Below are 9,311 nucleotides of genomic sequence, written 5' to 3'. Positions count from 1 at the left end.
TCTTTGACGACTCGTGCCCCTAGGGCTGAGGCAGTTTCGCCCAGTCCAAGGGTTGCACCAACGGGAAGATGCTGTCGTCGTTGCGCACATCCTTCAGCCAGCCCTCGGGTAGTGGTTCGTACCCATCTAGGGCAGCCATTAATTGCCAAAAACGACCGAGGTGCTGCTCGATCCGTTCCTTGGCCAGGCCTGTGGTGGTCCCCGACCGCAAGATGAAACTCCAATCCGATGATTGGGCCAGCAGCAGCTCCCGGGCCGCCTGCTCCAGCAAGGCCAGATCGCCCTCATGGGCAACGCCTCGGCTGCAACGCTTCACCATCACTGCGGCCGCTTTTTCCCACTCCGGAATCACCCAGGCGTTGGTGTCGTTCAGCCAGTAATCGTGATACCCGCCTTGGCCCCAGCTCGATGGACTGGGATCGCACAGTTGCAGCTGGCTGCTCTGACTCAACACATCTCTAAGGCGGGTAAACGTCACCCCTTGCTCGTTGGCCTGTTGGAACAGTTCAGCCAGAAAAGCTGGGCCTTCGAACCACCAATGGCCAAAGAGTTCCGCATCGAAGGGGGCGACGAGCAGTGGAGCCACGCCCATCGCCGTTTCCAGTTGATCGAGTTGCTGGCGGCGTCCTTGCAGGTAGTCGCGCGCGTGCTCTTTCACCCGTTCGGCCGCCACCGCTGGCCGGTAGGGCTCTTTTTGATTCAGGGGTGAACTGTGGTTGGTCACCCGGTGCAGTTTCAAACTCAGCGGACGAGGCTCGCTCAGCCCCAAGGGGGCGAGTTGTTCCACTGGTAAATCCCAGCCCAGGTCCCGGTGAAATTCCCGATAGTCCGGATTGCCTGGGTAGCCGTCTTTGGCCGACCACACCGGCAGGGTGGCTTCGCTGTCGCGACCAAAAAATGCCACCCCATTGCGGCTGCAAATCGGGGCATACACCCCATAACGCGGTCGAGGCCGACCATGCAGAAGTCCGTGGGCATCCAGCACCGCGTAGCGCAACCCGGCATCCCGCATCCAATGGTCGAGCCCTTCGTAGTAGGCGCACTCCGGCAGCCAGATGCCGAGGGGACGTTCACCGATTAATCGCTGATGTTCCCGAACGGCGGTTCGCAATTGACCGCGCACGGCCTCGGGGTGATGGCGCAGGAGTGGGAGGTATCCATGGGTGGCGCCGCAGGTGAGCAGATCCACCACCCCTTGGCGTTGCAGTGCCGCAAAGCGTTCAATTAAGTCGCCGTCGCAGGCCTGCCACGCGGCTAGATGCCGCTCAAATGTTGCGTTGAGGTGATCACCTGCCTCCCGAAGCGACTGATCTGCTTGGGGCAAAAGCTGTTGTCGTTGCTCCAGCCATGTGGGAAAACGCTGCTTGAGGTCGGCCGCATCGAGCAGAGTGAGCAGGGTGGGCGACAGGCCCATCGTCAGCTTCGGCTGGCAATCGGGATGCTGGGCTGCCCGCTCGAGCGTTTCAAGCAGGGGGAGATAACACTCAACCAGTGCCTGGAAAAACCAGTCTTCCTCCAGAGACCCTGGTTCTGCCGAACGGACGTAAGGCAGATGGGCGTGCAGAACAAGGGCGACAGCGCCTTTGGTCAAAGATCGGCCCAAATGGTGCCTGAATTTAGTCTGCTTCTGTTGATGGAATGGATTTTTGAGAACTGTTGAAGTGACTCAACTACAATCGTTAACTCATACCCACTTCGACTAAGACCGTCGACGGAGCGTCGTCATGGCCAAAGACCCAGGTCGCGTCCTGATTTTTGACACCACCCTTCGGGATGGTGAACAGTCTCCAGGCGCCAGTCTCAATCTTGAGGAGAAGCTGGCGATCGCTCAGCAGTTGGCCCGCCTGGGCGTCGATGTGATCGAGGCCGGTTTCCCGTTTGCGAGTGCCGGTGACTTCGCGGCCGTTCAGCGAATTGCCCAGCAGGTGGGTGGTGAAAACGGTCCGATCATTTGTGGATTGGCCCGTGCCTCGAAGGCCGATATCAAGGCTTGTGCCGATGCCGTGGCACCAGCACCCCGCGGCAGGATCCACACTTTTATTGCTACCAGCGACATTCATCTCGAGCACAAATTGCGCAAGAGCCGCAAGGACGTGCTCGCGATCGTGCCCGAGATGGTGAGCTATGCCCGCTCCCTGATCGAAGACGTCGAATTCTCCTGTGAAGACGCCGGACGGAGTGATCCCGAGTTTCTCTACGAGGTGATCGAAGCGGCGATTTCCGCCGGTGCCACCACCATCAACATTCCCGACACCGTCGGCTACACCACGCCATCGGAGTTTGGTGGCCTGATTGCCGGCATTAACCAGCACGTTCCAAACATTGACGAGGCTGTGATTTCAGTGCATGGTCACAACGATCTCGGACTGGCCGTCGCCAACTTCCTCGAGGCCGTTAAAAACGGCGCTCGACAGTTGGAATGCACCATCAACGGCATCGGAGAACGGGCCGGGAATGCCTCGTTAGAAGAGTTGGTGATGGCGATGCATGTGCGCCGCCGTTACTTCAATCCCTTCATGGGACGTGCGGAAGACAGCCCCACGCCGCTGACGGCCGTCCGCACCGAGGAGCTCACCAAAACCTCTCGCTTGGTGTCCAACCTCACCGGCATGGTGGTGCAGCCCAATAAGGCGATTGTTGGGGCGAACGCCTTTGCCCATGAGTCGGGCATTCATCAAGATGGCGTTTTAAAAAATCGGCTCACCTACGAGATCATCGATGCCCGTACCGTGGGCCTCAGCGATAACCGCATCTCGTTGGGCAAGCTCAGCGGCCGCAGTGCCGTGCGGGCTCGCTTAGAAGAGCTGGGCTACAACCTCACCCGGGACGACCTTGACGAGGCTTTCGCGCGGTTCAAAGATTTAGCGGATCGCAAACGCGAGATCACCGATCGGGATCTCGAAGCGATCGTGAGTGAACAGGTGCAACAACCGGAAGCTCGCTTTCAACTCAAGTTTGTTCAGGTGAGCTGTGGCAGCAGCTCTCGCCCCACCGCCACGGTCACCTTGATCGATGAGGAGGGTGGCGAAAGCACCGGGTCAGCGGTGGGTACCGGTCCGGTGGATGCGGTGTGCCGAGCCCTGAATGGCCTCGCTGATGTGCCCAACGACTTGATCGAGTTTTCCGTGAAGTCGGTGACCGAAGGGATTGATGCGATCGGTGAGGTCACCATTCGCCTGCGGCGTGATGGATCGTTGTATTCCGGCCACGCCGCCGACACCGATGTGGTGGTAGCGGCTGCGATGGCCTTTGTGAACGCCCTGAATCGGTTGGTTGCGGGCCAGGAACGTCAGTCCCTGCATCCGCAAAAGGATCCGGTGGTGCTCGACGCCAGGCCGACGCTCTGAGCCACCAACCCATGCGCCGTCTTCTCCCCAGGGCAGTGCAGTTGATGCTGCTCATCCTTTTGGCTCTGTTGGTGCTCACCCCCCTGCTTTGGTTGGTGAGCACCTCCCTAAAAGGCCCCGCTGAAGACATCTTCGTGAGTCCGCCGGCGCTCTTACCAGCGGAACCAAGCTTCGATGCCTACGTACGGCTGTTTCAAGACAACCCGCTCACGACGTATCTGATCAACAGCGCCGTGGTGAGTGCCCTGGCGGTGGTCGCCAATTTGCTCTTCTGTTCGTTGGCCGCATACCCCTTGGCGAGGCTGCGGTTTGCCGGTCGGGGCTTGGTGTTGGCCCTTGTGGTGGCCACGATTTTGATCCCGTTTCAGGTCGTGATGATCCCGCTTTACCTCCTGATGGTTCAGCTGGGGTTACGCAACACGTTGTTGGCGTTGGTGATCCCTCAGGCCGCCACTGCCTTCGGCTTGTACCTCTTGCGTCAAAGCTTCCTCGGCGTTCCAAAGGAGTTGGAGGAAGCCGCACGGATTGATGGCTGCTCGCGTCTGGGCGAGTGGTGGAACGTGATGATTCCTGCGGCGCGGGCTGATCTGATCACCCTGGCGATGTTTGTGTTCATCGGCACCTGGAGTGATTTCCTCTGGCCGTTGGTGATTTTGGACGACCCCAATCTCTACACCTTGCCCCTCGGTTTACAACAGTTGTCGAGCAGTTTTTCGCTCGATTGGCGGATTGTGGCGGCGGGATCTGTGGTGTCGATTCTTCCAGTGATGGCGTTGTTTCTGTTGCTTCAGCGCTTCATTCTTCCCAATGCCAGTGGCGATGCCGTGAAGGGTTGAGTCTGTAAATAAAAACGATCAGATCAGGGCACCTGATCTAGAACGATGGCAACTGCCCCGATCCATGGCCCTCGCCGATCTCGACCGTTTTCTGCTGATGCGAGAGACCGAGCCAGCCCTTCATGAGCGCTTGGCTCAACCCATGGATCTTGAGGGTTTTCTGGCGTTGGCCGCCGACTATGGATTCAGCCTGGATGAGTCGGATGTGTTCGCCGCTCAGCAGCGAGAAGCCCAGGCCAAACGGGCCCTTGCTCTCCAAAAGCAGCAAGCACAGGAGTCTCGGCCGCTTCGCACGTTCATTCATGGATAAGCCAGGCCTGGGCCTGGCTGCATTTACCGGGTGAGCTTCACCACATCGGGTGTTTCCCCATGCACTTCTCCGATCCAGCGGGCATGGGTGACGGCGCCATCGTGGGTGTGGAAGATCCAGGCATCCTCTGGAGAGGCTCTTCGTTCGATTTGCTGATCGACGGAATTCACCGACAGGTAGCCACCGATGGAGGAGGAGCGCAGGACGTATCGCTCGGCATAGTTGGTCAACATCACAGCGGCGAGGGGGATCTCTTCTTCAGCGGTAGCGGCGGACACAAAGCGCTTGGCTCTGAATACGGAATTATTTTTGTTTTTATTCCTTGAGCGTTAATAAGCTCTGCTGCTGGTAGGTCAGATCGGCCGGAGGGGTGAACCGGGTTTGATGCCCTCCATCGCGAAACCAAGGGCTGGTACAGGCCACTAAATCGAACTCATCAGCGTTGAGTTGCCATTCGTCTGCGAGGTAGCTCTTCAGAAGCGGCGGCTTGGGTGGACTGGTTTGTTGCCAGTGCACGATGGCGAGTTGGCCGGGGCGGCTGGTCAGCGTCACCAGCCGATGCCCGGGTTCTCCATCGGGTGCTGGCACCACGGTTTCGTCGATTTGTTCATCGCAAACGAACAAGCGCAGCGGGTGATTGGTGTTGCCTTGGGGCATACAGTATTTATTGAGATAAAGCTCCCGCGCCCGTCGGAAGGCAGCCCCCGGTGCTTTGTCCATGAGGGTGGTGTAAGCCAGCAGCAATCTCTCGCCCATGGCAGGGGTTCGTCGAGGTTGACTCCAGTGTCTCGAACTAGGTGTCTCGAATCAGAGTGTCTCGAATAACAAAGTTGGCCGCTTAAACCTCCAGCTGGCGTGGGAGCCTAGTGACGCTTTCGGGATTGGACCGCCATGGTTCTTCATCGCTCCCGCTACCGACTGGTTGGCCTGGATGGTCGCCCCCATCCTGTTTTAGATATTCCATACGACACCCTCGAGCACGCTTTGGCTGCGGCCAGCAACTGGTGCAACGGCCAAGGGTCTCGCTGCTCCCCAGGTCAGCGGGGGATTGCGGTGGAAGTTTGGACGGCCAATGGCGAGTGGCGCACGATCGATTACCCAATGAGTTGCCTAACGCCAGCCGCGATGGCACGGGCTTGATGTGGGTAAGTGTTGATCTCTGTGTGGTGCCGATTGGGGTGGGGGTGAGCCTGTCGCCCTACGTCGCCAGCTGTGAAAAAGTGATTCGCGCCACCGGTCTTACCCATCAACTGGGCCCCAATGGCACAGCAATTGAAGGCCCTTGGGATGCGGTGATGGATTGTGTTCGTGCCTGCCACGACGCCCTCCATGCCATGGGTGCTCCCAGGATTTACACCACCTTGAAGTTGAACACCCGCATCGACCGCGAGCAATCGTTTCTCGACAAAGTGGCGTCGGTTGAGCAACAACTTCAGGGTTGAAATCTAAAGAAGTTCCGAGGTTTTCAGGCTGCAGGGATCGACGGTTGAGACCAATGAATTAGGTGCTCTGGTTCGGCCTGATGCGTTGGTCTTTGGGATGGTCGGGCCTGCTGTTAGCTGCGTTCTTGAGCTCTGCTTGTGGAGCGCAGGCCACCACCTGGGATCGCATCAGTCGTTATCTAGATTTGCTCAAAGAAGCCGGCATCGAAGCGCTGGTGGCTCAGGACTGTCCCGCGGGACTGATGGGGGCTTTCCATCAAGGCAAGCAAGCACTGCTGATGTGCGGCAACAATCTTCAGGACGATCCAGCTCAGGTTTGGGTGGTGTTGGCCCATGAATCAGCCCATGTGATGCAGGATTGCAAGGGCGATTACCTGATGCCTCCTGGGATCCTCGCCGAAGAGATGGATCAAGCCCGCCGTACGCACCCTGCGGCTTTTCTGGAGCTTCAGCTCTACGACTCCAGCCAGCACCATGCTGAAGCGGAGGCCCGTTTGGTTCAGGTGCTTCCCCCCAATCAAGTGGAAGCGTTGTTTGTGAAGCACTGCAGTAACCGCCTATCGCCTTGACGGTCCAGGGAGTTCGAGTTCTGTATCGGGATCGTTGGCTCCTGGCGGTCGACAAGCCCTCGGGGCTGTTGTCGCAGCCAGGCTTGGGCCCGGATCAGGCCGATTCCTTGATCTCCAGGGTGCAGGCTCACGATCAGGCTCCTGATTGGCGTCTGGTGCATCGCTTGGATCGAGACACGTCCGGTGTGCTGGTGTTGGCGGCTGGCTTGGAGGCCCTGCGACGCACCAGTGCTTTGTTTTCCAATCGATGCGTCAACAAGCTTTATTTGGCCCATGTCCACGGTGTTCTGGCTGGCCGTGGATGCATCCACAACCGTTTGGCACGACTGCAGCGCCAGCCGCCCCGCTATGGCTCCCATCCCGAGGGACGTGAGGCATCCACGCTCTGGCGTGTGCGCAGCAGCGCCGCAGAGGTCACCCAGCTTTGGTTGCGCCCCATCACCGGCCGCTCCCATCAATTACGAAGCCATCTGGCGGAGATCGCTCACCCGATCATTGGTGATCCGATCTATGGCGATCCGATTGATGGAGATCAAGCGGCGGAGTCCCCTTTTTCACAGCGCCTTCGTTTGCACGCCATTGCGTTGAGCTTCTGCCATCCGTTCACAGGGCAGCGGTTGCGCCTGTTGTCCGCCGACCCTTGGTCTCGGCGTTAGGCCGGAAAGCCGCGCCGGGCCGGAATTGGGTAAGGGATGCGGCGGTGGCGCATCCGCCTCCACACCTGCACAAAGGCACGGATCACCAGCTCCACTTCGCTGCGACTCAAGCTGCTTTTGCGCAGCTGTCCATCCCGTTGACGGGCACCCACCAGGCGCCGCACCGTGTCGCGGGCCTGGTCATCGGACGTATCGGGGGGGAGTGACCGCAAGGCTGCTTCGCAGCCATCGGCCAACATCAACACAGCCGTTTCCCGGGATCGAGGCGCCGGTCCTCGATAGCGGAACAAACTCTCATCCACATTGGGATCCTTGGCCCGCGCTTCATGGAGGAAATAGCCCATCTTCAGGGTGCCTTGGTGTTCTGGGATGAAATCGGCAATGGGGCGCGGAAGCCGGTGACGACGGGCCAGTTTCAGGCCTTCATCCACATGGGCTTGCAGCACCGCTGCACTGGCAAACGGATCATTCAGGGAGTCGTGTGGGTTGGGTTCGTCCTTTTGATTCTCAATGAACCACCCCGGCGCATGCAGTTTGCCAACGTCGTGATACAGCGAGCCCGTGCGTATCAGATCCACATCGGCTCCGATTGCTCGGGCCCCCTCCTCGGCCAGGCTGCAGATCATCAAGGTGTGCTCAAACGTGCCGGGGGCTTCGCAGGAGAGTCGCCGCAGCAACGGACGCTCTTGGTCGGCAAGTTCCAGTAAGCGGGCGCGGGTGAGCAGGCCAAAGGAGCTCTCCAGTACTGGAATGGCGAGCAACGTGAGCATCAGCAAGAGGCCTAAGAGCAGCGACTCGGTGGCCAATTCATCAAGGGTTGGATTCAGGCTGCCCCAGGCCTTCCAGCCCGTCAGGGGCTGCAGCTGTAGGAGGAGCCACTGCCCCATCAAGGCTCCAACTGGAAGGAACACCGTGAGCTGCAGGAGTTGACCGCGGCTGCGTTGACGCCCTGCGATCAACGCAGCTGCGGCGGCCACGACGGCGGCGATCAACAAGCGTCCGTCGCTCAAGCCATTGACTGGCTCAGGCCATAAAAGAGCTGCCACGCTCATCCACACCAAGCCGCAGCCTGTGCCGAGCCCTTCGGCCAAGACGAGGGTGGGCGGAACCAAGACGGCGAGGGGGCTGACGCTGCCCTGAAACCACAGCTTCGCCAGCTGCACGAGAAACAAAATTCCCACCGCGAGGAGCGCATGGCGAACCTCGAGATAGGGGCGTTCTCGACGCATCACCAACACCATCACCCCGCAGGCGGCCAGGGCTTCAGTGAAATGCTGAAACCAAATCCCCGGTTGCGGTTCCCGTCGCACTCTGCCGAAGTAATCGAGCACGTCGTAGGCCTGGTTACTAATCGGTTCCCCCTTGCGGGTGATCAGATCGCCCTTTCGCACTTCGATGGTGGGGATCACTTGTTTGGTGAGCTGCTCCTCAATCAGCTGTTTGCTCAGATTGGGATCGGTGCGCAGGTTGCTACTGCCCCGCAGGGTGCTCGCTAAAACCTTGGTTGCCAGAGAGCGTGCAGTGGGATTGGTGATCTCTGCTTGCCCCAGCTGCACCTTGGCGGCTTGACGCAGTTGAGTCACGGCCAAGTTGCTCACCAAGCCTTGGCTGAGCATTCGAGTCGCCGCTTGGCGAACAGCGGAATCCCAGTCCAGCTGCTCCTGCGCTGTTCGTTGGCTGAGCCACTGCTGTTCCGCACGACTCATGTTCACCGGACCAACCCGCGCCGCGGATCCGCTCATGGCGACCTGTTGCAGTTGGATCAACTGCTGTTCCAAGCGTTGTCGCAGCAGCTTTGTTTGTGCTGGGTCGATGACCTGCACCACCGACTGCGCCACCAACGATGAGCGTTGTTGTTCAAGTGCCGTGCTGTCTTGCACCAAGACATCTTTTGGTGCAATCGCATCAAAGGGGGCGATCGCTCCAGGCTCTAGGTCGGGTTTGATTAACCACGGCAGGCTCGATGCCATGGCGACCGCAAGGCAAACGAGCAAAACAACAGCCGTCTGCAATCGCGTCCAGCGCAACAACCGTCGGGTTGGTGATTGAAGACGTCGCCAACGTCCCCAGAGGCTGCTACCGCGCGGAAAGCGAACCAAACACGACACATCAGTGCAATAACGCTAGCTCTCCTCGAGAGGCATGCTGGAG

At 59.3% G+C, this 9,311-nt stretch carries 11 protein-coding genes; 7 read left to right on the top strand and 4 right to left on the bottom strand.

Features of this window, described 5'->3' with window-relative positions; all coding sequences use genetic code 11:
- Positions 1 to 19 precede the first annotated feature (19 nt).
- Positions 20 to 1,591, bottom strand: a complete 1,572-nt coding sequence (locus BL107_RS10100) for a glycoside hydrolase family 57 protein (protein ID WP_037989018.1) — start codon at positions 1,589 to 1,591, stop codon at positions 20 to 22.
- A gap of 133 nt (positions 1,592 to 1,724) precedes the next feature.
- On the opposite strand from BL107_RS10100, the gene BL107_RS10095 reads away from it, so the two are divergent.
- The 3 genes from BL107_RS10095 to BL107_RS10085 all read left to right on the top strand — a co-directional run bounded on the left by BL107_RS10095 (position 1,725) and on the right by BL107_RS10085 (position 4,493).
- A complete protein-coding gene (locus BL107_RS10095; protein ID WP_009790250.1) occupies positions 1,725 to 3,347 on the top strand; it encodes a 2-isopropylmalate synthase in 1,623 nt (540 codons plus the stop codon).
- An 11-nt stretch (positions 3,348 to 3,358) separates the two neighbouring features.
- Positions 3,359 to 4,183, top strand: coding sequence for a carbohydrate ABC transporter permease (locus BL107_RS10090; protein ID WP_037988473.1), 825 nt, complete (start codon positions 3,359 to 3,361; stop codon positions 4,181 to 4,183).
- 64 nt (positions 4,184 to 4,247) lie between these two features.
- Positions 4,248 to 4,493 (top strand): Nif11-like leader peptide family natural product precursor, encoded by a 246-nt coding sequence (locus tag BL107_RS10085; RefSeq protein ID WP_009790248.1) that lies wholly within the window; start codon positions 4,248 to 4,250, stop codon positions 4,491 to 4,493.
- A gap of 23 nt (positions 4,494 to 4,516) precedes the next feature.
- Here BL107_RS10085 and BL107_RS10080 read toward each other — a convergent pair whose 3' ends face one another.
- Positions 4,517 to 4,726, bottom strand: coding sequence for a hypothetical protein (locus BL107_RS10080; protein WP_037989016.1), 210 nt, complete (start codon positions 4,724 to 4,726; stop codon positions 4,517 to 4,519).
- Between the two features lie 82 nt (positions 4,727 to 4,808).
- The gene (locus BL107_RS10075; RefSeq protein ID WP_009790246.1) at positions 4,809 to 5,249 is read right to left on the bottom strand and encodes a hypothetical protein; all 441 of its coding nucleotides are present in this window, start codon (positions 5,247 to 5,249) and stop codon (positions 4,809 to 4,811) included.
- A gap of 135 nt (positions 5,250 to 5,384) precedes the next feature.
- On the opposite strand from BL107_RS10075, the gene BL107_RS10070 reads away from it, so the two are divergent.
- From BL107_RS10070 to BL107_RS10055, 4 genes are all read left to right on the top strand, one after another.
- Positions 5,385 to 5,633: a hypothetical protein gene (locus BL107_RS10070; RefSeq protein ID WP_009790245.1), complete on the top strand. Its 249-nt coding sequence runs from the start codon at positions 5,385 to 5,387 to the stop codon at positions 5,631 to 5,633.
- Complete coding sequence (locus BL107_RS10065) at positions 5,633 to 5,935, top strand: MTH1187 family thiamine-binding protein (RefSeq protein WP_009790244.1); 303 nt, start codon at positions 5,633 to 5,635, stop codon at positions 5,933 to 5,935. Before BL107_RS10070 ends, BL107_RS10065 begins: the two co-directional genes overlap by 1 nt.
- Positions 5,936 to 5,997: 62 nt before the next feature.
- Positions 5,998 to 6,504, top strand: coding sequence for a hypothetical protein (locus tag BL107_RS10060; RefSeq protein ID WP_009790243.1), 507 nt, complete (start codon positions 5,998 to 6,000; stop codon positions 6,502 to 6,504).
- Positions 6,501 to 7,160 carry an RluA family pseudouridine synthase gene (locus BL107_RS10055; protein WP_009790242.1) on the top strand — a complete coding sequence of 220 codons (660 nt, stop codon included), beginning with the start codon at positions 6,501 to 6,503 and terminating at the stop codon, positions 7,158 to 7,160. Before BL107_RS10060 ends, BL107_RS10055 begins: the two co-directional genes overlap by 4 nt.
- Here the strand turns inward: BL107_RS10055 and BL107_RS10050 are convergent.
- On the bottom strand, positions 7,157 to 9,259 hold the full coding sequence (locus BL107_RS10050) for an HDIG domain-containing metalloprotein (RefSeq protein WP_037988471.1): 2,103 nt from the start codon (positions 9,257 to 9,259) through the stop codon (positions 7,157 to 7,159). The genes BL107_RS10055 and BL107_RS10050 overlap by 4 nt on opposite strands.
- Between the last annotated feature and the right edge of the window lie 52 nt (positions 9,260 to 9,311).

The sequence above is a fragment of the Synechococcus sp. BL107 genome (genome assembly GCF_000153805.1).
Taxonomy (GTDB): Bacteria; Cyanobacteriota; Cyanobacteriia; order PCC-6307; family Cyanobiaceae; genus Parasynechococcus.
The sequence above is the reverse complement of the archived record's forward strand: the minus strand, read 5'-3'. Positions and strand labels throughout refer to the sequence as shown.

Excerpts from the sequence above, each read along its gene's own strand:
- BL107_RS10095 (WP_009790250.1), top strand. The coding sequence starts at position 1,725 with ATGGCCAAAGACCCAGGTCGCGTCCTGATTTTTGACACCACCCTTCGG.
- BL107_RS10090 (WP_037988473.1), top strand. The coding sequence starts at position 3,359 with ATGCGCCGTCTTCTCCCCAGGGCAGTGCAGTTGATGCTGCTCATCCTT.
- BL107_RS10085 (WP_009790248.1), top strand. The coding sequence starts at position 4,248 with ATGGCCCTCGCCGATCTCGACCGTTTTCTGCTGATGCGAGAGACCGAG.
- BL107_RS10080 (WP_037989016.1), bottom strand. The coding sequence starts at position 4,726 with ATGTTGACCAACTATGCCGAGCGATACGTCCTGCGCTCCTCCTCCATC.
- BL107_RS10075 (WP_009790246.1), bottom strand. The coding sequence starts at position 5,249 with ATGGGCGAGAGATTGCTGCTGGCTTACACCACCCTCATGGACAAAGCA.
- BL107_RS10070 (WP_009790245.1), top strand. The coding sequence starts at position 5,385 with ATGGTTCTTCATCGCTCCCGCTACCGACTGGTTGGCCTGGATGGTCGC.
- BL107_RS10065 (WP_009790244.1), top strand. The coding sequence starts at position 5,633 with ATGTGGGTAAGTGTTGATCTCTGTGTGGTGCCGATTGGGGTGGGGGTG.